Genomic DNA, 21701 nt, shown 5'->3' with positions numbered 1-21701 from the left:
CTACCTCACCAGATTGTTCATGCGGTCGGTGTTCAGCGACTTGTTGCGCTGCGCGACCACGTTCAACATGCCCAACAGCAGCGCATAACTCCCGAAGCTGATCACAATGGCGGTCAGCAGCAGCGCCTGAACCAACGGATCGCTCGGCACGCCTTGCGGCACGGCTTCGGCCAGCGTCGTCACCTTGCGCGGCACCACGTATGCGGCGGTTTCGCCGTTGTAGGCGCCAACCGCCAGAAAGAACAGATTGATGGCCGTGAACAGGATGTAGAAGCCCATCGCCACTTTGACCAGATCGCGGCGGAGCAATTGAAACACGCCCAGCCCGAACAGGATGCCGGTGACGACCGCGAAGATGACGTTCATCCTTCTTCCTCCTCGGCGACTGGATGCGCAATCGTGTCCATAATGAGGGTGATCGCCCCGAAGACGGCCAGCATGATCGCGATTTCGAACAACAGCGTCGAACTAAAGTGCAGCCCCGCCGGCGCGTCGCCAAAGTCCTGCACGCGCAGGAACGGCGCACCGTTGATGAGCATCCAGCCGACCGCATTGCCCACCGCCAGCGTCAAGCCGCCGACGATAAAGCGGCGCGGCTTGAGCCACGGGTAGGAAACACGCGTACGCTGGAACCCGCGCACGACGTACGACAGCGACACGCCGAGTCCTGCGATCACGCCTGCGGTGAACCCGTCGCCGGGACCGGTACCGCCGTACAAAAGCTGCGACATCGCCACCAGCAGCGCGAACGGAAACACCAGCCTGAGCGCAAAGGTCGTCAGCGGCGTCTCCAGCGTCGACTCAGTGCGGACGCGTTCGTCGCTGGCATTGATGCCGGGCTGCGTGAGCAGAGTGAGCACGCCAAGGCCGGCCATCGCCAGCACGGTGATCTCGAACACCGTATCCGTCCCCCGGAAGTCAGTCACGATCGCGCCTACCGTGTCGGTAATTTTGATCTCGGGATAGGTGTGCAGCAGGTGCCACTCGGCAATCGGGGGGTTGACGTCGGCGCGCTCTGGCCGGTTGATGACGGTCGTCACGGCCACCAGCGCTACGGCTCCGCCGATGATCGTCGCGATAATGACGTCGCGCAGCTTGCCGACCCATGACGTCGACCACAGGTCGCGCATGACCTCCGAGCGCATGCGGCTGTTGGTCGCGTCGAGGCGGGCAATCATGAGGATGATGAGCACGGTGCCGAGCGTCTCGACCAGAATCTGCACCAGCGCGACATCCGGCGCGGGCTCGAGCAGGAACACGCCGCCGAGCGCATATCCCGACACGCCAAGCGCCAGCGCCGCCAGCAAATGCCGCCGCGTGATAATCGAGTACGCGGTCGCGGCGGTGGACAGCGCGAGCAGCGCGATCTTCACGGCGTCCGTGCCCGGCTCGGTGAAGTTGAGCGGCACGCCCTCAAGGATCGTCATGCCATCCTGCGAGCCGACCATCAGAATGACCAGTACCGCCAGCACGCCCCACATCATATAGAGATACTGGCGCACCCGCCCGCTTTGCAGCGTGACGACCACGTCACCGACGGCGTCGACCGAGCGCGTCATCTCGCTGTATACGCGCGAACCGGTGGGCAGCCACGGAACCGCCAACCAGCGCGACCACACCGCGCGCGACGGCACGAGCACGATACCGATCGCCAGCGCCACAAGGCTCAGGATCAGCGGTTCGGGATGTTCGGGGAAGATGTGCAGATGAGTCGCCTTGCCCAACGCCGAACTGACCAGCGGATCGAGCGTTTGCGGCAGGGTGAACGGGATCAGCACCGTCGCTGCGGCCAGCACCGCCGGACCCAATGTAAGCAAGCGGTTGGTGTGCGGATGGTGCACGTCCCCGTGGTGTTTGTCGTCATGGCTGCCTGCCGGCGAGTGCGGCGCGGGCGGCTCGGTCAAGAATGCGTCGCGCAGCACGGTCAGCGCGCTGACGACCATGAGGACGCTTCCCACCATCACCGCGATCAGCGGCAGGATCGACGCCAACGGCTCGGAAAACGAGGCTTCGATCAGGCTGTCCTTCGCCATGAACCCGAGCAGCGGCGGAAGCCCCGCCATCGACAGCGACGAAATCGCCACGACGGCCAGCGCGCCGGGCATACTTCGGCGCAGTCCGCCCAGTTCGTCGAGGTCGCGGCTTCCTGTCGCGTGTTCGATCACGCCGGTCATCAAGAACAGCGCGGCCTTGTACGCGCCATGCGCCGCAACGCCGACCAGCGCGGCCTTGATCCCGATCGAGTCGGGCAAGCCGATCAGCGCGACCAGCGAGCCGAGTGCGCTGACCGTGGTATACGCAAGCAGCCCCTTCATATCGCGCTGGCGCGTGGCTATCGCCGCGCCCAGCACGAACGTGATCAGCCCAACCACGGTAATGAGACCCGTCCACAAGGGCGTATTGCCGAGCGCTGGCTGAAGGCGCAGCAGGAGAAACACGCCCGCTTTGACCATCGTCGCGGCATGCAGGTAGGCCGAAGCCGGGCTGGGCGCGGACATCGCGCCGGGCAGCCAGAAATGGAAGGGGAACTGGGCGGACTTGGTGAACGCCGCCATCGCGATCAGCGCGACGATCGCGCCGTATAGGCCGTGCCCGCGCAGGTCGGGGTTCGAGAGGATGTCGGCCAGCTCGTAGCTGCCTGATGCCGTACCCAGCAGCACGACGCCGGCAATTAGCGCCAACCCGCCAGCCCCGGTAACGATTAGCGCACGCGCGGCACCGGCACGGGCTTCTTCGGCCTTCCGCCCGCCCTTGCCGCCGTAAAAGCCGATCAGCAGGAACGAGAAGACCGACGTGCCTTCCCAGCCGACAAACGTCATCAGCAGGTTGCCGGACGTCACGACCATCAGCATCGAGCCCATGAAGGCTGCGAACAACACGCTGAACTGCTGCGCGTCGGCGTCATCATCGAAGTAGTGCGCCATGTAGAACGCGACCACCGCGCCGACACCGGTCACCAGCAGGGCGAATAGCAGCGACAGCCCATCGACGTACGTCGTCAGCGTCATGCCTAGCGACGGCAGCCACTGCACTGCTTCGATCAGCGGGCCGGCCTCCAGCGAGGGGATGCCGCCGGCATATCCGAGAAAGAGCACTGCACTAAGGCCAGCCAGCGCGTATCGGGCCGCTTTCGGCCTGCCCAACGGTGTGAGCAGCACCAGCGCGGCAGCAAATGGCAAGGCTGTCAACAGCAGCACATCAGCACCTCATCGCGTCGATTTAACCCGCAGCGGGTTCAAGAGTAGGAACAGCCATTATTGCGGAAAGGTCCGGCCTGCGCTAGAGAGATCGCGCCCGCGCAGATGAGTGTAACGCGGGTTGCAACGATCGGTGGAATGTGTGGCACGCGCCAATGGAGCCATTCGTTCTGAGGGTCGGCAATCAGGAGTCAGGAACCAGTGTTCAGGTTGTGCGGCGGACGGCCCGGCGGGTCGCCCCTACAGCCCCCTCTGTGCTCTTTGTTCTCTGTGTCCTCGGTGTCCTCTGTGGTTCAATCGTTCTTTGCCTGTACGCGGCATCGGAACCGACCACTCCATCCTGTCAACTGAAGACTGACATCTGACTCCTTCCCTTATGGTGTATGATTCGCCCATTCCCGATCCTAACCTACGATGTGCCGATGCCCCTCACCGCCGAATTGATCACCGACCGCGACCGCTGGAACGATGCCGCCGCACGGTTCCCGGACGCGCACATCCTGCAGAGCTGGGAGTGGGGGGCGTTCAAGCACGTCACGACCGGCTGGAAGCCGCTGCGCATCGGCTACTCGGACGGCACAGACCTGCGCGCGATGATCTCGATCGGCGTACGGCAGGCCGGCCCGCTCAAGGTGATGTATGCGCCGCGCGGCCCGCTGCTGAGTGACGACTCACCCGAATTGGCGGACGTGGTGCTGGCCGAACTGGAGGCCCTTGCTCGCCGCGAGCACGCCGTGACCCTCAAGATCGACCCCGATATCGCGCTTTCGACCGGCACGCCGGGCGAGGACGCCGCCGACGACTCTCACGGACTGGCGTGGCAAGACACCCTGCTCCGCCGCGGATGGCGCTACAGCCGCGAGCAGATCCAGTTCCGCAACACCATCGTGATCGACCTCACGCCGGATGAGGACGCGCTGCTGATGGCGATGAGCCAGAACACACGGCGCAAGGTGCGCGTCGCTGAACGCAGCGGCGTAACGATTCGGGCGGCGACAAGCGCCGATCTCCCAATGCTCGTGCGCCTGTATCAGGAGACGGGCCAGCGCGACGGATTCCTCACCCGCCCGCAAGCCTACTACGAGCGCGCATGGGGCGACTTCTTCGCCGCCGGCCTCGGCCACGCGCTGATCGCCGAGGTCGATGGCGAGCCTGTGGCGCATGTCGTGCTGTACCGCTTCGGCCGGACCTGCTGGTACTTCTACGGCGCGAGCCGCGATGTTCACCGTGACAAGATGCCCAACTATCTGCTGCAGTGGTCGGCGATGCGCTGGGCCAAGGCGCAGGGTTGTACGCGCTACGATCTGTGGGGCGCGCCGGACATCTTTGACGAGAGCGACCGGATGTGGGGGGTCTATCAGTTCAAGCGCGGGTTTCGCGGCACGGTTCGACAGGGAATCGGCGCGTACGACTTTGCGCCCAATACGCTGCTCTACACCGCGTTCAGCGAAATCTTGCCACGTGTACGGACTGCCGTCCGCCGCCTGCGTCACGGCCGCGCCACGCCGCCCGACTAGCCGCTAAACAGGCCTGACGCACCTCCGCTAATGTGAATCGCCATAGATCATCGAATCTTGGTGCAGTCTCGCCGTGATAAAAGCCGAAATGCAACAAATTTCGAAATTAACCGGCGTACATCTAAACGATTCGTCATACAATCGAATTCATGGTGTGCACCGGTCAGTGTGATCGGGCCGGTACTCTTAACAACTCATGGCCGCAACTTCATACACCTACGACCGCGCCTTCACCCGACTCGTCGATTCAATTCTTTGTTCACCCGGCAAAGACTTCGAAAGCATCCGTTTTCGCGAGTGGCAGCGCACACTCTTCTTCCTCGCCCGTCGTGTCGAAGATACCAGCGTCCTCTTCGAGGGCTTGTATGGTATGCGCCACTTCCTGCCGGAAGGCGGCAATCTTCACCCATGGATAAGCACCTATAACATCGCCATGACCCGGCCGCTGAAGCACTTTCACCGGCTTCGGCTTCAGGTCGCGCAGGCTTGGCACCTGATGTTGGTCGGCTCGCTCTCCGCGGCTGAGACGATTCTGTGCATGGCCAACGACATCATCAAGGACCTGCCCACGTATCGTGCCTATCCGGTGCACGTGCCGACCCGGATTCTTGAACTAGACTTGGCCGCATATAAGTTGATGCTTCGCAGCTTGCGCAGCGTCGGGACCCGAGAGATCAACGAAGCGGTCTACTACCGGAGCGAAGCGAATCGCTTCGGGCGGCCTGCACAACGCGGCCGGGCCGAGCTCGCCTTGGCGGCGGTCAAGTTCAGCGCCGGAATGATCGAGTCGGCAGAGTCGAACCTCGACAGTGCATACCGCTATTTCGAGAAGCGCAACATGAACACCGAAGCCGGATTCGCCGCGTTCGGACTCGGCCGTTTCTACTGCGATCGGGATGGAATCGATCCGCTCGAACACCCACCGGGAGACCGCGGCCGATTGTGGCTGGTAAAGGCGGCCCTGCACTTCTCGAACATCGGTCTTCCTTTCGGCCTCAAGTTGGTTACACCGTACCTGCGTCATATCGAGATCGAACTGCCCAAGTTCGAAAAGCCGGTACTGATCCCCCCATACGACATTCCGCCGACAGAGCGCTTCAACACCAATTGAGGCGGCCCGAGCTTCACCAGTAATTTTCCACCACAGTGCCGGACTAAGACATCGGCCCGTCGTAGTTACACCGTCGTCTATGCGACAGGACATCGGCAAGTTTTAGCGGTATCGTGGTATTATCTCCGCGACGATATCCGCACCGACGGGCAGTCCGCTCATGTTCAAAGCCCTCTTGCGTGCGCTGGTGCTCATCGCCCTCCTCGGCGTTCTGCTGCCAGCCGCCGCCCAAGACACGTCTCAGGCCCAGCCGTTTTACCGGATCCTCCCTTTGCGAGAAGGTGTAAGCTCCGATGGCTGCCGGTTCGACCTTGAATACCTGATCTCGAACAACGGCACGGGCAGCACTCAGCCTGTCGCTGTCGAACTGCGCGCCTTGAACCAACCCGCTACCGTTCTCGCGTCGCAGCCCGTCGCGCCGCTGGATGCCGGGCGCGGCAGCACGATCATCCTGTCCGCGCCGACGACCGGCTTCACGCCCAACACTTCGCAGACGTTCGAGGTACGCATCACACTCAACGGCGGGCTGGCCTTCGGCAGTCAACCGCGCCAGCTCACCCTGTCGATCCCGGCCACAACGGCCGACTGCAATCCGCCGCCGGCCGCGGCCAATCCGCTTTATATCGATTTTCTGAACTACACCGTCGACCTCGACAACCTCAAACGCGAAGAAATCCTGATCGGCGCGCTGGTGCTGGTCTTGGTGTTGGTGCTGCTGCTTGTGCTGATGCGGTTGTACCGGCTGATCTTCCGCCGGCCACCCGCTTTCGGCAACCACCTGCCGCCGTACGCCACCACCCCGCCGATCGACCCGTACAGCCAGTCGGGAATCCGCCAAAGCTGGCAGCCCTACGCGCAGAACAACACCATCACCCAGCCTGCCGTACGCGGGACGAGCGCGGTCGTCAAGCTGCTTCAAGGCGCGGACGGCCAGTACCTGAGCGGTTGGACGATCACCGCGCTGCGCATGAGCCAGTATGACCAGTACGGCCGCGTTGCCCGCACCTATACGCCCGGCCCGCTGTGGGTCGTGCGCCGGCTGAACCGCCTCGCCCACACCAGCAAGCCACTTGATGCCGATCAGGTCGAGCGCAAAGTGACGCCGCTGGCGCGCACGCTGACGCGTCAACTGCTGCGCCGGATCACGCAGCGCAGCGCTGTGCTGCCGGTCGCGCTCGACCTGCGCCTGCGCGGCCAGCACGGCGAGGTCAGCATCGTATTCGAGCTGTACCAGTCCGACGGCGCCAATTGGCTGCTGCTCGACCGCTGGCAGCCCGAGATGGCAGTGACCGGCAAGACAATCTGGGAGACGTATACCTACACCGTTCACGGTCAAAGCGGGGGCGAAACCTTCCGCGACTTCCGCCAGCGGCTCCCACTCGACTTGACGCGCCTGCTGTCGGAGTTGATCATGCCCCGCATGCAGCAAACGCCGCAGCGCCAGAGCGCACAGCCGTCGCCGCAGATGCCGACCCAGCCGGTCGAGCCGAGCGACGATGGGCCGACGTCGCCCGAAACGCCCGATGCGCCGTTCCGGCCGGCCAGCCCGCATAATCCACCCGGCCGCACGAGCAAGGGCTAACGTGGTCCGCCCATCCTTGCAGGCCGCGGGTGAACCTTGCATAATCAGGGGCCGATTTTCAGTACCGCGAGACCGTTCGAAGAGGATGTGCTGTTGAGCCGCTTGATTGCCGTGCTGTTGTGCGCCGCCGCCGCGGTGTTGGCCGCGTGTGCCGGTCAGGCCGCGCCGCCGATTCTCGGCGAGACGACCACCGAGAATCTTCCCGACGTCGTCGTCCGGGTGAACGGGCAAGACATCACCCGTGACGAATACGAGCGTGCGGTCGCGCGCTTGTCGCCAGCCAGTGCGATCGCGCAGCAGGTCAGCAATCAAGTGCTGGACGCGCTGATCGAACAAACGCTGATCGAACAGGCCGCAGCGGAGCTGGGCGTTACCGTCGACGCGGCGGACATCGACGCCGAGATCAACGCCCTGAAAGCCCTGACGACCGACTGGGACGCTTGGCTGACCGACAACGGCTATACCGAGGCAGATTTCCGCTCGGCGTTGTATTCGAACCTGCTGACACAACGCGTACGCGACGCCGTGCTGCTGCAAAGCGGCGAGGTCGAAGCGATCCGTACCGTCCATGCGCGCCACATCCTGTTGACGACGCAAGACGAGGCACAGGCCGTCAGCAACCGGCTCGCCAATGGCGAGATGTTCGAGGCATTGGCAGCGGAAGTGAGCCGCGATGTCACGACCAAGGACGTCGGCGGAGACCTCGGCTTTTTCGTCCGGACCGACTTGACGACACCGCAGTTGGCCGATCTGGCTTTCAGCCTCGAACCCGGCGAGATGTCCGGCCCGGTCCAGACCGCGCTGGGCTGGCATATCGTGCAGACCCTTGAATTCGGCGAGCGCCCGTTGATGTCCGGCGAGGAAGCCATCGCGCAGGAACAGCGCTTCATCAACTGGCTGATGGAACGGCGTCAAGCGGCGACCATCGAGCGCCTGTTTTAATTCTTCGGTCCACCAAACTGCGCTACGATTGGAAAGACGCCGTTGTAACGGCACCGGCAAGGAGGACGCTCATGGCCGACGACGCCAAGAAGCTGCAGGACAGCGGTATCGCCGCTTATCAGAAGAAAAATTACGAACAGGCCATTCAGCTGTTCAATCAAGCCGCCGACGCGTATCGGGCTGCCGGTCAGGAAGACAAGGCGGTCGAAATGCAGGTCAACATCGGCCTCGTCCACCGCGCATTGGGTGAAAATCAGCAGGCGCTTGACCTGATGAGCGCGGCGCTGGCAACGTTTCAAGACATGGGCGACGCCCTGCGCACGGCACAGGTGTTGGGCAACATGGGCGGCGTGTATGCCGCGCTGGGCGATCATGAGCAGGCCTACACGTGCTATGCACAGGCCGCCGACGTGTTCGAGGAGCTCGGTGAAAAACAAATGCATGCCGATACGCTCGTCGCGATGGGCACGCTGCAGGTCAAAGAGCGCAAGTTCATTCACGGCGCCGAAACGATGGAAAAAGGCCTCGACAACCTCGAGAATCTCACCCGGTCGCAGCGTATGCTCAAGTGGGTGATGAAACGGCGCAATCAGGTGCTGAAGAAGTAGCACGTGGCCGCGCGGCACGCCCCCGGCCCGGGTCTCCGTGGGCCGGCCTTTGCTGACGCCGCTCGTGCCCTGATCGTGGCGGTGCTGCTGGCATCCGTCTATCTCATTACGTATACGGGGCGGATCGAGCTGGGCGACCAGCTCGAATACTTTGACGCCGTAGGCGGCGCGGCGCGCTTTGGCCTGCCATTAGCCGACGAGGGCATGTGGCAGTCTCTGCCGCGCCGGTTCACGGACGGTCAACCGCCGCTTCATGCGACCATTGCCGACCCGCTGTTCATTCACGTCAACGCGCCGTTCTACGCCGCCGCAGAGCGCGTCACCGGCGTCGGCCTCGCGCACGCGCTGTGGCTGTTCAATGCCGGCATCAGCGCGGTGGTTGGCGCGCTCGTGTACATCGCCTGCCGCCGCTTCGGTGCTGGGCCGCGCGCGTCGCTCGTCACCGCGTTGGCGTTCGGCATCCTGACGATCTGGTGGACGTACAGCCAAACCTTCTTCCGCGAGCCGCTAATGTGCGTCTGGCTGATGCTGGCCGTGTTGGCGCTGTACGACGTGCCGCGCGCCCCGACCGTACCACGCCGCGTCCTCGCAGGCATCACCGCCACGGCCATGCTCGCCCTGTCGTATTGGACCAAGGACGTCACGCTGTTCGCGCTGCCGGGGCTGGCCTTGCTCGTGCTCCCGCCTGCCGTATGGAAACGCTCATGGATGCGCCGCGCCGCCGGGTTCCTCATCGCCGCGTTGGCCGTGCTCGTGCTTGCGCTGATCTACACCCCGCTGCCCGAACTACTGCGCGACACACTGCCCGGCGGCTATCTGCTGCGACCGTCCTTCCCGATCATTCCGGAGACGACGCGTACTGCCCTTCATACCTATGCGCTCAGCATCGGCGGCAGCGTTTGGGGGACATCACCGGTACTGCTTCTGGCTGTGCCGGGGGCATGGCTGTTGTGGCGGCGCAGCCCGGCGTTGGTCGCCTCCATCGTGCTGATCGCTTTCGGGTTTGTGCTTGGATACGGGCTGCTGCGCGGCGAGGGCGAGTTTGGCGGCAACTGGTTCGGCGGCACGATCTGGCCGCAGCGTTTCCTGCTACCGATCATTCCGCTGCTTGCGCTGCTCACGGTCGAGGTATGGCCGCGCCTCACGCGTTGGCCTCAGCGCGCTGCGGTCATTGCGCTGTGCGGTTACAGCCTGTGGTGGCAGCTATCGTCGGTCGTGTTCAATTGGGCGGCCTACGATCGCGCCGTATTTGACGCCAGCTTCGGCCTCACCTACTGGCTGCCCGGGTTCAACGACCTCGCGTACATCCGGCCGGTCGGGCTGCTGCGGGCGATCGGCGTCGAGCCGGTCAATTGGGCGTGGGCGCGGGCGGACATCCTGCCGTACGCCGCGCTGTTCGGGATCCCGGCGGCGCTGGCCGCGCTCGCCCTGCGACGGCGGCGGACTTGGCTGCTGATCGGTGTTTCGACGGTGTCGCTCGTCGTGTTGACGTTCGCCGGACTGCGCCAGCTTTACGACCGCGACCCGTTCTACCTCGCCGAGCGTCGCGACTTGTTCGACGCTGTCGAGGTTATCCGCGAGGAGGTGCCGCAGGGCGGCGCAGTGCTGATCAACAGCCCGGAGACGACCTACTTCTGGATGAACTACGGCAAAGTCGGGCGCCGTTGGATCGTCGGTCTCCCCTATCACCCCGGCGACCGGGGCAGCTTCGAACAGCCCGTTGCGGTCGTCAGCGAGGATGCACGCGAGGAGATCGCGCCCGGGCTTCAGCCGATCATCCGGCGCTGGGCGGCGTATGCGCCAAACCTGTGGCTGTTTATGGACAGCAGCCCGATACTCGCATGGTCGCGGCGCCCGTTCGAGCGCTACATGGGCGAACGATACTATCGTGTCGGCGAGCGCGAGTTCTCGCCGTATGCGCGGCTTCTGCGCTACGACACGCACCGCGCGCCAGAGTGGGACGCGCCCGCCGTGCCGCAGGTCGAAGCGCCGTACACGTTTACGCATCCAGACGGCAGCGGATCGCTCGAGCTGCTCGGCTACACGATCCCTGAAGGCGCTGTGCCGGCCGCCGGCGGCACGTTTCCAGTCAGCCTCGTCTGGCGTGCCGATCAGCCCCCGACCGACGATTACACCGTAGCCCTGTTCGTCGTGAGCGTCGACAACTCGTTCATTCGCGCGCAAGGCCGGGACAGTTGGCTGGGCGCGACGTTCAAGACGACCACCCTGCTCTCCCCCGGCGAGGCCGTATGGGATCATCGTGCCGTGCTGCTGCCAGACGACTGGCCGGATGGCCCCGTGCGGCTGTGGGTCAAGGTGTACGACTTCGACCCCGAAACCGGCACCATCACCGATCTGACGGCCGAAGGCGCAGAAATCGTCGATGGTGTCGTGGCCGTGCTGCCGGGCGAGATTCCCTAGGACGTCAGCGCGCTTTGCGCTAGGCGACGGTGGCAGGTCGGCTGCGCGGGCGCACCCACGTCGCAAGCCGCCCGCCGAGGTTAATGACAGCAATGCCGGAGAGGATTAAGCCGGCCCCGGCGACCAACGCAATATCGATCTGTTCGCGGAGCACCAGCGCGCCCAGCACGACACCGAACACCGGCACGACGTAGGTCACGTTGGTGGCCCGGAACGCGCCCAGCTCGCGGATGATATAGTAGAAGAACAGATATGCAATGAAGGTGTTGAGCAGTCCGAGCACCAACACCGATCCGATGGCTTCGCCCGACATCGGGCCGACATCCGCGGCAACCTGCACACCGAGCACCGGCTCGAGCAGCATGAGCGCCAGCGCGGCGGGGACGGACAGGATAAACGTCGATCCGGCGATGACGATCGGCTCGATGTTGTTCGACAGACGGCGGCGGGTGTAGACCGTCAGGATCGCGTAGCACAGTGACGCCCCAACGACCATCAACATCCCGCCCAGCGCGTTCTCATGACCGCTGCCGGTCTGGCGCAGGGCCAGCACTGTCACGCCGATGAAACCCATGAGCAGGCCGAGGATTTTCTGCGTGTTGACGCGCTCGTCCGCCAGCGCAAAGTGCGCGATCACGAGCGAAAACATCGGAACGGTCGATTGAATGACGCTGGCGAGCGCGCTTTCGATGGTACGTTCACCCAGGCCGATCAGCCAGTAGGGAAGCGCGGCGTTGCCGAAGCCGACGATTGCGAATGCGATCCAGACGCCGAGATCGCGCGGGTAGCGCTTGCCCCGTGCCAGCATGACGGCGTTGAGGCCGATGGCCGCGATCACACAGCGAATCACCGCGATCTGGCCGGGCGTGAAATGCTCGACTCCAACACGGATCAGCAGGAATGACGAACCCCAAATCGCCGCGACCAGCCAAAAACTGACCCACGCAAACGTCTTCATACGCGTCCTCTCTTGGGCAACTTGCGTATTGTGCGCCGATTACGGCACGGAGCCTAGTTCCAATTCAGGGTGAGCAGTCCGGCCAATTGGCGCTTACGGCTGGATTTCGGGGAGTTGAAACAGCTTGAACGCGTTGATGATCAGGAACAACTTGAGGTCGTCGGACAGGATGCGCAGCTTCTCCAACGCGGTCGGCAGCAGCGATACCCGTTCGACGATGTACTTACCACGCGCAGGGTCGTTGAACTCCGGCCCGTTGCGGTCGGCAAGGTTGATGCTTTGCAGACGGCACACGTAATACAGTTGGCGCACGCGCAGGTCGACGCCGCGCATCGCCTCGGTGATATACACAAGCCGGTGGATATGAACCGTTCCCCCCAATTCCTCGCGCATTTCACGCCGCAGCGCCGCGTGGAAATTGGCGTCGGACGGCTCGACCCCGCCACCGGGGGCGACATAGTACGGGGGCACGCCGGCCTTCTCGCGCCGGATCAGCACGAGGCGGTTGTCCGCGTCAACCAGAATCGCGCGGACACGGTTCTCCACGCGCATCTGGGACGGACTCAACTTCGCCGGGCTGGGATACGTTTGCACAACAACTACCAACGATTCAACACTGCTTAATAAGTCTATGGTATAGTACCGCCGTTTGTTGGTGAAGGTTGGAATCTGCTGTCGATGGTGAACCGCGCACTGAGCACGCTCCGCATGTATGTCGACCGCCCCGGCTTCGGTTGGGCGCGCCTTGTGAGCGATCTGTTCAGCCCGCCGGTATTATGGGGCGCGTTGGCTTTCCCGATCGCGTTTCAAGCGGCAGAAAGCCGTGAACAAGCCTTGACATGGGCGCTGATCTATGTCGGCTTGGTGTGTATCCTGCCGCTTGTATACATCGCGTGGATGGTCAAGCGCGGCAAGATTACCGACATTCACATGGCCGTGCGCCAGCAGCGCATCAAGCCGTTTCTCGTGTCGATCGTCACCACGACGGTTGCATGGTGGACGCTGCGCGCGCTCGGCGCGCCGTCGGTTGTCCCGCTGTTGGCGCTCTCAAGCCTGATTCAGCTGAGCCTGCTCGCAGCAATCACGCTTGTATGGCAGGTCAGCATGCACGCCATGAGCAGCGGCGCGGCGGTCGTCGGCGCGGTTTGGGCCTACGGGACGCCGGCCCTGTGGGTCACGCTGCCGCTGCTGGTGCTCGTCGCCGTGGCGCGCCTGCGCTTGCAACGCCACACCGTCCCGCAGGTCGTCGTCGGCGCGCTGATCGGCCTCACGATCCCGCTGCTGCTCATCGGCAGTATGGGCTAGCCGCCACTCCCCACTGCGTACAGCTCGTATTAGGGCGCTGCCCTAATCCCCACCAGAACCTCACCCCGTCTCGTGATGCTCGATTTAGGGAGTGAGGTTTCGGTGAGACCTCCGCAAACACGCGGTTTCCGCGTGCGCATTTCTGCGAATCGTGATTATAATACAAATGTTCTATATGACACGGGAGGGTTAGTGGCACATGGGTAGGGTGACAACCGAGTTCACGATGTCGTTGGACGGCTTCATCGCCGACGCCAACGACGGAATCGGCGAAATTTTCGGCTGGTACGGCTCGGGCGACACCGAGTTCGTCGCGCCGCACTCCGATCTCAAGTTCATGATCTCGGCTGCCAGCAAGGCGTGGCTGGACGAGGAGTGGTCGCAGCTCGGCGCACTGGTTACGGGCCGGCGCGATTTCGACGTCTCGAAGGCATGGGGCGGCAAGGCGTTACTGGGTGTTCCGACGTTCATCGTGACGCATAACCCGCCCGCCGAGTGGGTGTATGACGGCTCGCCGTTTCAATTCGTCACCGAAGGTGTCGAGCATGCGGTCGCGCTGGGCAAGCAGGCCGCAGGCGACAAGGTGCTCGGCATCGGCGGCACGCAGATTGTCCAGCAGGCGCTCAACCTCGGCCTGATCGACGAGATCCACCTCCACATCGTTCCCGTGGTGCTCGGCGCGGGCATTCGCCTTTTCGACCGGCTAACCGTCACGCCGCTGCACCTCGAACAGCGCAAGGTCGTTACCGGGCACGGGGTCACGCACATCAAGTACGCCGTAACGCGCTAGTTCATTCGCTTTTGTTTCGACTGAGTACCGAGGAGAGTTTCATGTCCATGTCACAGCCGCAGGGTTATCTCGCTGTTCCGTCCGCTGGCAGCGGCGCGCCGGTGCTGGTGCTCCATGCGTGGTGGGGATTGAACGACACGGTCAGAGCCATCTGCGACCGGCTCGCCGGCGAGGGTTACGTCGTGTTCGCGCCCGACCTGTATCACGGCAAGGTCGCGCACACGATTCCCGAGGCCGAAACACTCGGCGGCGAACTCGACGAACGCGTCGAGCAAGCGCGGGAGGAGATTCAGCGGGCGGTCGCGTTCCTAACTGAACGGGCCGGCGCAGGAACCGACGCAGTGAGCGTGATCGGCTTTTCGCTCGGCGCATTCTACGCGTTGGACCTCTCGGCACGGATGCCCGAGGCCGTGCGCAAGGTCGTGATCTTCTATGGCAGCGGCCCCGCCGATTTCGCCAATTCGCAGGCAGCCTACCTCGGCCATTTCGCAGCCGACGACCCGTACGAGCCGCAGTCCAACATCGATTGGGTCGCCGACGAACTCGAAGCCGCCGGCCGCCCGTTCAAGTTCTACAGCTATCCCGGCACCGGGCATTGGTTCTTCGAGCCTGACCGCACCGACGCCTTCAACGCCGAAGCGTCTGCGTTGGCATGGGAACGCACGCTGGCGTTCCTGAAGGGATAACGTCCCGCGCCTCAGTCTTCGCCGGATGCGCGGGTCATGCCGATCAGCGCGTCCAGCACGTCGCGCCGGATATCGTCGTCGACGACGTCGAGGTGAAATGCACGGGTGAACAGCAGGCCGTCGACGGCGAGCCGGATGATTGTGGCGCGCGTCGGGTCGATTCCGTCGTGAGCTGCCGCTTGCTGGCTCGTGAGCATGGCACTTCGAATACGCTCGATCGTCGCGGGCTGAGACACCACGATCGCGGCCAGAGTCGGGATCAGGTAGAAGTCGTCGTCCTGCACCGCGAGCATCATGCGAATGTAGGCGCGCATCCAATGCCCGGGCTGACCCTCTGCCTCGTTGGCCAACTCGACCTGAAGGCGACTCGCGAATCGCTCCAGCACGTCGTCGATCAGACCGTCGACCAGCGCTTCCTTCGACGGGAAGTGATGCAGCAGGCCGCCTTTCGTCACACCTGCATGCTGAGCCACCGCCTCCAGCGTGAAGGACCCTGCGCCCTGACCGACTACGATATCTGCCGCCGCCCTCAAAAGGGCACCGCGGGTCTGCAACGCCTCCTCTTTTGTCCTTCGCATCGGCACCTCCCACGTAAGCATGCATCACACAAGATGCCACATTACATTTCGATCGCGCGCTGTGGCACTTTATGATCGCTGCCGCTGCGGCGCCGTAGTCTCGCGTTCGTCTTACCGGCGCGAGAGGGACGCCCGCAAACCCTGCCTCGGTCAAAGCGTACCCGCCCATTCTATCTCAACCGGTTGCTCCGGCAGCACTGCCACGTGAACTGCCTGTAGCAGCGTCGCCAGCGGCAGTACGATCTCCATCATGGCAAGGCCGCTGCCGATGCAGATGTACAGCCTGCGGACATATCCTCCCGCGAGAGCTATCGCTGGATTGACTAACGAAGCAGTGATCAGTTGTTGCCGATATTCAGAGCACCTATGCAGAGTCCATGTTGTTGACCTGCCATTACAAGTCATGTTATAGTAATCAGCATAGTGCGTACGAATTATTACACGACCGCAACATGAGCTTGTTTATTGATCGTCGGCAGCCCGGATCCACCACCTAACGACTCCCCTTAGCGTCCGCCTAAGCACGGCCACAAAACGTGCCTGCCCACCGCCTAATGCGGACGCGCGCCCGGATCCGGTCGGGAGGCAATGCCCGTGTGAAGCACAACGCCCTGCTTGCCCTACGAAGCTCACTTATCGTCTTTGTATTCGTAGCTGTAATTCATTTCATTAGTGGCTTCGCCGCACCGGAAGGCGAGTCATGGCCGGTGCCGATCGGCTACCGGTTCCAGAGCGACAGCATGTGGTTCGTCCCCGTCGCCGCGAGCATTCTCAATGAGGGAGATGTCGACCTCGACGAATTCGCCGGCTGGATCGCGTTTCAAGACAACTACGGCGTCCGCGAGCACGACGGTCACTTCTACAACGTCTACCCGCTCGGTCCGTCGCTGTTTGCGCTGCCGTTCGTCTTGCCCGTCGATCTTGCCGCGCGCGCCATGGGCACGACTGTGACGGGCTTGATCCAGAGCCGATGGGGTGTGACGATCATGATCGAGGCGTTCGCCGCGTCGGTGTTGGTCGCCGCGTGCGCCGTGCTGTTGTATCGCATCGCGCGGCGCAGGCTGACGGTGCCGGGGGCGCTGACGCTCGTGTTCGTGTTCGCGTTCTGCACAAGCGCATGGAGCACCGCCAGCCGCGTGTTGTGGCAGCACGGCCCGACCATGCTGGTCTTACTGATCGCGCTGTTCGTGCTCGATTCCACGAGGGTGGGCCGGCGCGGTGCGCTCGTCGTGGGCATCGCCATCGGTCTGTCCTACGTCATCCGGCCGACCAACGCGATCGCCGTCATCCTGTTCACGCTGTACATACTGGCGCGTCACCGCGATGTCGCGCTGTCCTACATCCTCGGCGGACTTTCGGTCGGGATCCCGTTCGTCATACACAATCTGACCGTACACGGCGGGATCGTGTCGCCGTACAGCGCGTCGTTCCGCTGGTCGATGTCGATCTTCGAGGCGATGTTCGGCAACCTGATCAGCCCCGGGCGCGGATTGTTCCTGTTCACCCCCGTGCTGCTGCTCGGAGTAGTCTCGGCGGTGTACAAAGCTGCGACACGACGGGCGCGGTGGATCGACATCCTGCTGCTGACCAACGTCGGCCTGCACTGGATCGTGATTTCGGCGTGGGCAATCTGGTGGGCGGGTGACTCGTTCGGTCCGCGCTTCTTCACCGGCATGCTGCCGTTCTTATGCTACTTCCTGATCGACCCACTCGCCGCCGTGTTCGACCCCGCCCACCACGCGCGTCGACGCGCGCTGGTCGCCGGCGTGACCGTGCTGATCGCGGCGAGCTTCTTCATCCATCTGCGCGGCACGCTCAGCCTCGAAACGTGGCGCTGGAACGACCGGCTCAAGTTCACGCTGTGGACGTGGGACTTTGACGAGCACTCCGACGAGTACCGGGAGACGGTTGACCACCTGTGGGACTGGTCGCGCATCCAGTTCCTGTACAACGGCGACGACTAGCGGGCGGACGCCACACGGGAACGAAATCCCGCTGCTTGTCAGGCATCGGCACAGGTCGGACTACTCGGGTTGGCGCTCCGCACGCTCCGCCAATTTGCGGATCAACCCGGAGAAGATCAGGCTGTGAATCGGGTACAGGCCGTACCAGTAGATCAACCCGAACAGCCCTTTCGGCGCAAAGTACGCGGTTTGAGTGAGGCGTGTGCCGCCGTCTTCCGGCTCGGATCTGAACTGCAGCCACGCCCAGCCCGGCACCTTCATCTCAGCGCGCAGTCGCGTCATGCGATTGGCTTCGACCGCCTCGACACGCCAGAAATCGAGCGCATCGCCAATGCGCACCTCGGTCGGATGCCGCCGCCCACGCCTGAGTCCCACGCCACCGACCATCCGGTCCATGATGCCGCGTATGCGCCACGCCCAATTGAAGTACAGCCACCCGTTGGCACCGCCGAGGCTGGCGAACGCCCGAAAAACCGCTTCCGGCCCGGCCTGCACCACCTGCTGGCGCTGTTCGAGGATCATGCCTTCATGGGTGGTGAGCACAGCCGGGGTGGCCGAGGGTTGGCTGCTGACCAACGCATCGACCCAACTGGTCTCAACCTGGCTGGCCTGCAGCTTATCCAGCGCGCGGTGGACGGCCACCTCGAACGACGCCGGTTGAATGTCCGGGAACAGCGTTCGCGCGGCGTCATCGCGGACGATAACCTCGTTGCGCAGCCCTTCGATGAGGGGCCGTGCGATGTCCGCCGGCACCGGCGTGACCCAGTGGACCCAGTAGGAAGACAGGCGCGGGGTGAGCACCGGGACCGGAATCATCCACCGGCGCAGTCCGCGTGCTTTGGCGTACCCGAGCATCATATCGCGATAAGTGATCACTTCGGCGCCGCCGATCTCGACCACCTGTCCGGCGCTTTCCGGCACGCGCAAAGCACTCACCAGATACTCAAGCGTGTCGCGCACGCTGATCGGCTGAACGCGCGTATACACCCAGCGCGGGCAGACCATGACCGGCACGCGCTCGGTCAGGTAGCGGATCATCTCGAACGACAAGCTCCCCGATCCGACGATGACACCGGCGCGGAATTCCGTCACCGGTACGCTCGATTCGCGCAGGGCGTCGCCGGTTCTCTGGCGCGAGCGCAAGTGCTCCGACAGCTCGCTGGCCGAGTCGCCCAAGCCGCCCAGATAAATGATCCGTCCGACGCTCTGCCGCTGGGCGGCATGGCTGAACGAGCGGGCGGCCTGCATGTCGCGCTCGGCGAAGTCGTCCCCGCCGCGCATGCTGTGGATGAGGTAGTAGGCGACATCGATGCCGTCGAGTGCCGCGTCGAGCGTGTCCGGCTTGAGCGCATCTCCCGCCACGATATCGACGCGATCAAACCACGCTCTCCCCTCGAGCCGCCGCGGATCACGCGCCATGACGCGCACGCGCACGCCGGCGTCGAGCAGCACCGGCACCAGACGCCCTCCGATGTAGCCGGTTGCGCCGGTGACGAGGACGTACGGGCGCTCGGTGGTCGTGCTGTCGGTCATCGTGGGGCTTGCCTCGGGACGGATCGAATGGACATGCGTCCGAGTATATCAGCGCATCAAACGGGGTCGATTATCGGCCGCTCATTCTCGGCCGGGCGGGCGGACGCAGTCGGGGTCAACGCCCGGATCGTATTGGTAGAGGTCGTCATCCGGCCACGCCGCGGGATTCGACTCGACGTATACGCGCAGGCGGTTCAGGTCGCTCGCGCTGCGGAGGATGTGCTCGTAATAGTTCCGCTGCCATATCGGGCCGTGGGTGTAGGCGGTGCGCCGGTTGATCTCGCGGGTGACCGACGATTTGAATTGGCCCACAATCGCGCCCAGCGAACCGCGCCGCGGTCCGTTCGCACGGGTCGTTCCGGGGGTCTGTAGGGGCGACCGATCGGTCGCCCCATATGCACCAAGTTAAGACCATGAGAAGTCGAAAACCTGCCAGAGTTGGAAAGCGAGAGGGACTTTGGCCCGTTTGGAACGGCGTGCGGCGAGACGCAGATCGGCGGTGAGCCAGAGCCAGAGGACACGCCAGAGGGGTGGGCATGTGAAGGCGCGCATGAGCAGAGGTGTATGCGTGCGGACGAGGCGAAGCGCATCGGAGAGCCGAGGTTGTCAGGGACCAGCCAGCGACCAACAGCATCGGTGGGCGACCAAAACCGCCAAGAGCTTGGCGTAGCCCTGGGAGTTGTCGACGGGGATCGGCCGTGCGTGAGCGCAAGATCTGACCATGAGACTTCCAGGCAACAGCAGCTCAATGCCAGCGCGTGCGCGCAGGGTGTGAGCTTGGTCGAAGGTCAAGTCGGGGATGTTGGTCAGATAGATCGTCCAGCGCGCGAAGGCGGTTTGACGGGGAGGTCGGGCGTTGGTCCAGCCGTGCTTGTTCTTTTAGCCGCGCCATCCGCGTTTGCAGCGCTTGGCGCGGGATGGGGCCGCTATCAAGTAAGCAGACAGACGCGCTTGGTTCCCGACTTGAACAGGCAGACACTGCGGTCCGGGCAGTTGTTTCAAATGCTGCAGCAGATCGAGCGGTTCTCCTCTGTGGTGAACACGGTCGTGCCGACTTTGACGAAGCGGGGGGGACGACCCCCGCCCCCGCGCTGGGAAGCGGGTCAGCTAAGAAACCCAGATCGTTCAGATGCAGCGCACCTTCGGGCGCGCCGCGTCTACCACCGCGCTCTTCTGGTCGTTCTCCGTAGTTCCCGCAGTTGGATCTCCAACTGCCCGCGCTGTAACTCCCAGCGTACCGCCAGTTTCCGCCCGTTGCCAACCACTCGACCCGACTGCGGTCGCTGATGTAGACGCCGTTGAATGACGGCAACACCGTCCCTTGCTGCTCGCTTGAATGGTCTGCCGCAGCCCTTCCTCAGTAACTGCCGCATGAACGTCACCGCGGTCGCTGTGAAACGCTGTTCCAGTCCTTGCGTACTGATCGGCATTCCAACCTGCACAGCATGGTGCTGCTGTTCGCGCCGCGTCGCTGCCGGGGCCATCAGCCCGCCAAGCACCAGCGTCTGGGCAAACCCTGCTCCCGTGACTTTTCGCTGCCGACGGATGAATCCCGTTTTTTGCCAACTCATTGGCTGTTGTACTCAACAGACCTTGCAGCGTTTCGCTCAGTTCCGTTATGGTTGTCATGGAAGAAGGGTCTCTTTTCTGCGGTGAGAGGCGAAAAGATTACCCTTTTTCCTTATCTTGGTGCATATGGGGCGACCGATCGGTCGCCCCTACCACCGACGACGGTCCGACAGAATCGCCCCCGCCGTCCTTCCAATCGTCCGTGATCACCAAAATCCCGTGCACGTGGTTCGGCATCACGACGAACGCGTCCAATTCGACCGTCGGGAAATGCGTCGGGATGGCGTCCCAACACGCCTGCACGACCTCGCCAACGGGGTTCAGAGTCATCGTCCCGTCGGCAATCTCGCCGAACAGGCAGGTGCGGTCCCGTGTGCAGATCGTCACGAAATACGCGCCGGACTGTGTGTAATCGTAGCCCTGCAGGCGGATGGACCGGCGATGACGCGTAATCACCCGGCAATCTGATAGATCAACGGCTTATAGCGGGGTTCGGGAATCGCCACGCCTTCTTCACGCAAGACGGCAAGGACGCCTTCCTTCGCGAACAGCACTTCGCGCAGTGCTTCTTCCGGCGTGTCGCCGTGCGCTGTGCAGTATTTGAGGTCAGGGATATCCGCGATGTAGGCCTTGTCCTCGTCGCTGTAGAAGATGTTGATGTGATAATCGCTCATTCGTCCTCCGCGAGGGTCAAGGAGTACTCTTCGACGAGCCGAAGAAGCAGACGGATCTGATAGGGTTTGGCTTGGCCGTTCTTGTCTGGTTGCAGCGAGAGAACCTCAGACACCCGCTCGTGTCTGTAGATTCGATGACTTCCACTAATTCGCTTCAGCTCAAAACCAAACCCCTCGACCAGTACCGTGAATTCGTCAAAGCGCATGTTCCGCGACGCCATCGCTTTGACGAGCAGCTTTCGAAGCTTCAGCATATCTCACCGCGT

The 21701-nt window shown here is 63.4% G+C and carries 20 protein-coding genes; 10 read left to right on the top strand and 10 right to left on the bottom strand.

Annotated features, from left to right (window positions below):
* Together IPM16_13455 and IPM16_13450 are read right to left on the bottom strand one after the other, a co-directional pair.
* On the bottom strand, positions 1-366 hold the full coding sequence (locus IPM16_13455; protein ID MBK9124106.1) for an NADH-quinone oxidoreductase subunit K: 366 nt from the start codon (positions 364-366) through the stop codon (positions 1-3).
* Positions 363-3197 (bottom strand): DUF4040 domain-containing protein, encoded by a 2835-nt coding sequence (locus tag IPM16_13450; GenBank protein ID MBK9124105.1) that lies wholly within the window; start codon positions 3195-3197, stop codon positions 363-365. Before IPM16_13450 ends, IPM16_13455 begins: the two co-directional genes overlap by 4 nt.
* A 383-nt stretch (positions 3198-3580) precedes the next feature.
* Here IPM16_13450 and IPM16_13445 point away from each other — a divergent pair, with 383 nt between their 5' ends.
* The 6 genes from IPM16_13445 (at position 3581) to IPM16_13420 (ending at position 11378) form a co-directional block, all read left to right on the top strand.
* On the top strand, positions 3581-4714 hold the full coding sequence (locus IPM16_13445) for a peptidoglycan bridge formation glycyltransferase FemA/FemB family protein (GenBank protein MBK9124104.1): 1134 nt from the start codon (positions 3581-3583) through the stop codon (positions 4712-4714).
* 196 nt (positions 4715-4910) lie between these two features.
* Complete coding sequence (locus IPM16_13440) at positions 4911-5825, top strand: hypothetical protein (GenBank protein MBK9124103.1); 915 nt, start codon at positions 4911-4913, stop codon at positions 5823-5825.
* 160 nt (positions 5826-5985) lie between these two features.
* Positions 5986-7407 (top strand): hypothetical protein, encoded by a 1422-nt coding sequence (locus IPM16_13435; GenBank protein ID MBK9124102.1) that lies wholly within the window; start codon positions 5986-5988, stop codon positions 7405-7407.
* 93 nt (positions 7408-7500) lie between these two features.
* Positions 7501-8349: a SurA N-terminal domain-containing protein gene (locus tag IPM16_13430; GenBank protein ID MBK9124101.1), complete on the top strand. Its 849-nt coding sequence runs from the start codon at positions 7501-7503 to the stop codon at positions 8347-8349.
* Positions 8350-8420: 71 nt separating this feature from the next.
* The gene (locus IPM16_13425; protein MBK9124100.1) at positions 8421-8957 is read left to right on the top strand and encodes a tetratricopeptide repeat protein; all 537 of its coding nucleotides are present in this window, start codon (positions 8421-8423) and stop codon (positions 8955-8957) included.
* A gap of 3 nt (positions 8958-8960) precedes the next feature.
* Positions 8961-11378: a hypothetical protein gene (locus IPM16_13420; protein MBK9124099.1), complete on the top strand. Its 2418-nt coding sequence runs from the start codon at positions 8961-8963 to the stop codon at positions 11376-11378.
* Between the two features lie 19 nt (positions 11379-11397).
* Here the strand turns inward: IPM16_13420 and IPM16_13415 are convergent, their stop codons facing one another.
* Both IPM16_13415 and IPM16_13410 read right to left on the bottom strand, forming a co-directional pair.
* Entirely contained in the window at positions 11398-12336 is a 939-nt protein-coding gene (locus IPM16_13415; GenBank protein MBK9124098.1) for a DMT family transporter, read from the bottom strand.
* A gap of 93 nt (positions 12337-12429) precedes the next feature.
* Positions 12430-12888, bottom strand: coding sequence for an NUDIX hydrolase (locus IPM16_13410; protein ID MBK9124097.1), 459 nt, complete (start codon positions 12886-12888; stop codon positions 12430-12432).
* 126 nt (positions 12889-13014) lie between these two features.
* On the opposite strand from IPM16_13410, the gene IPM16_13405 reads away from it, so the two are divergent.
* The 3 genes from IPM16_13405 to IPM16_13395 all read left to right on the top strand — a co-directional run bounded on the left by IPM16_13405 (position 13015) and on the right by IPM16_13395 (position 15117).
* A complete protein-coding gene (locus IPM16_13405; GenBank protein MBK9124096.1) occupies positions 13015-13641 on the top strand; it encodes a hypothetical protein in 627 nt (208 codons plus the stop codon).
* Between the two features lie 199 nt (positions 13642-13840).
* Positions 13841-14431: a dihydrofolate reductase family protein gene (locus tag IPM16_13400; protein MBK9124095.1), complete on the top strand. Its 591-nt coding sequence runs from the start codon at positions 13841-13843 to the stop codon at positions 14429-14431.
* Positions 14432-14472: 41 nt separating this feature from the next.
* A complete protein-coding gene (locus IPM16_13395) occupies positions 14473-15117 on the top strand; it encodes an alpha/beta fold hydrolase (protein MBK9124094.1) in 645 nt (214 codons plus the stop codon).
* 11 nt (positions 15118-15128) lie between these two features.
* On the opposite strand, the gene IPM16_13390 is transcribed toward IPM16_13395, so the two are convergent.
* Complete coding sequence (locus IPM16_13390; protein ID MBK9124093.1) at positions 15129-15695, bottom strand: TetR family transcriptional regulator; 567 nt, start codon at positions 15693-15695, stop codon at positions 15129-15131.
* 596 nt (positions 15696-16291) lie between these two features.
* On the opposite strand from IPM16_13390, the gene IPM16_13385 reads away from it, so the two are divergent.
* Positions 16292-17659: a hypothetical protein gene (locus tag IPM16_13385; protein ID MBK9124092.1), complete on the top strand. Its 1368-nt coding sequence runs from the start codon at positions 16292-16294 to the stop codon at positions 17657-17659.
* A 60-nt stretch (positions 17660-17719) separates the two neighbouring features.
* Here IPM16_13385 and IPM16_13380 read toward each other — a convergent pair whose 3' ends face one another.
* From IPM16_13380 to IPM16_13360, 5 genes are all read right to left on the bottom strand, one after another.
* Positions 17720-19192 carry an SDR family oxidoreductase gene (locus IPM16_13380; protein MBK9124091.1) on the bottom strand — a complete coding sequence of 491 codons (1473 nt, stop codon included), beginning with the start codon at positions 19190-19192 and terminating at the stop codon, positions 17720-17722.
* An 81-nt stretch (positions 19193-19273) separates the two neighbouring features.
* A complete protein-coding gene (locus tag IPM16_13375) occupies positions 19274-19504 on the bottom strand; it encodes a hypothetical protein (GenBank protein ID MBK9124090.1) in 231 nt (76 codons plus the stop codon).
* A 1356-nt stretch (positions 19505-20860) separates the two neighbouring features.
* Positions 20861-21217 (bottom strand): hypothetical protein, encoded by a 357-nt coding sequence (locus IPM16_13370; protein MBK9124089.1) that lies wholly within the window; start codon positions 21215-21217, stop codon positions 20861-20863.
* On the bottom strand, positions 21214-21435 hold the full coding sequence (locus IPM16_13365; protein ID MBK9124088.1) for a type II toxin-antitoxin system HicB family antitoxin: 222 nt from the start codon (positions 21433-21435) through the stop codon (positions 21214-21216). The genes IPM16_13370 and IPM16_13365 overlap by 4 nt, the downstream gene beginning before the upstream one ends.
* Entirely contained in the window at positions 21432-21689 is a 258-nt protein-coding gene (locus tag IPM16_13360; protein MBK9124087.1) for a type II toxin-antitoxin system HicA family toxin, read from the bottom strand. The genes IPM16_13365 and IPM16_13360 overlap by 4 nt, the downstream gene beginning before the upstream one ends.
* Between the last annotated feature and the right edge of the window lie 12 nt (positions 21690-21701).

The organism is Candidatus Flexicrinis affinis (genome assembly GCA_016716525.1).
Classification (GTDB): domain Bacteria; phylum Chloroflexota; class Anaerolineae; order Aggregatilineales; family Phototrophicaceae; genus Flexicrinis; species Flexicrinis affinis.
Note: the sequence above shows the minus strand (reverse complement) of the source record. Positions and strands in the feature narration are given on the sequence as shown.

What these genes read in the sequence shown, in the direction of transcription:
- IPM16_13455 (MBK9124106.1), bottom strand. Translation starts at nt 366, where the DNA reads ATGAACGTCATCTTCGCGGTCGTCACCGGCATCCTGTTCGGGCTGGGC.
- IPM16_13445 (MBK9124104.1), top strand. Translation starts at nt 3,581, where the DNA reads ATGATTCGCCCATTCCCGATCCTAACCTACGATGTGCCGATGCCCCTC.
- IPM16_13440 (MBK9124103.1), top strand. Translation starts at nt 4,911, where the DNA reads ATGGCCGCAACTTCATACACCTACGACCGCGCCTTCACCCGACTCGTC.
- IPM16_13435 (MBK9124102.1), top strand. Translation starts at nt 5,986, where the DNA reads ATGTTCAAAGCCCTCTTGCGTGCGCTGGTGCTCATCGCCCTCCTCGGC.
- IPM16_13425 (MBK9124100.1), top strand. Translation starts at nt 8,421, where the DNA reads ATGGCCGACGACGCCAAGAAGCTGCAGGACAGCGGTATCGCCGCTTAT.
- IPM16_13415 (MBK9124098.1), bottom strand. Translation starts at nt 12,336, where the DNA reads ATGAAGACGTTTGCGTGGGTCAGTTTTTGGCTGGTCGCGGCGATTTGG.
- IPM16_13410 (MBK9124097.1), bottom strand. Translation starts at nt 12,888, where the DNA reads ATGCGCGTGGAGAACCGTGTCCGCGCGATTCTGGTTGACGCGGACAAC.
- IPM16_13405 (MBK9124096.1), top strand. Translation starts at nt 13,015, where the DNA reads ATGGTGAACCGCGCACTGAGCACGCTCCGCATGTATGTCGACCGCCCC.
- IPM16_13400 (MBK9124095.1), top strand. Translation starts at nt 13,841, where the DNA reads ATGGGTAGGGTGACAACCGAGTTCACGATGTCGTTGGACGGCTTCATC.
- IPM16_13395 (MBK9124094.1), top strand. Translation starts at nt 14,473, where the DNA reads ATGTCCATGTCACAGCCGCAGGGTTATCTCGCTGTTCCGTCCGCTGGC.
- IPM16_13390 (MBK9124093.1), bottom strand. Translation starts at nt 15,695, where the DNA reads ATGCGAAGGACAAAAGAGGAGGCGTTGCAGACCCGCGGTGCCCTTTTG.
- IPM16_13380 (MBK9124091.1), bottom strand. Translation starts at nt 19,192, where the DNA reads ATGACCGACAGCACGACCACCGAGCGCCCGTACGTCCTCGTCACCGGC.
- IPM16_13365 (MBK9124088.1), bottom strand. Translation starts at nt 21,435, where the DNA reads ATGAGCGATTATCACATCAACATCTTCTACAGCGACGAGGACAAGGCC.
- IPM16_13360 (MBK9124087.1), bottom strand. Translation starts at nt 21,689, where the DNA reads ATGCTGAAGCTTCGAAAGCTGCTCGTCAAAGCGATGGCGTCGCGGAAC.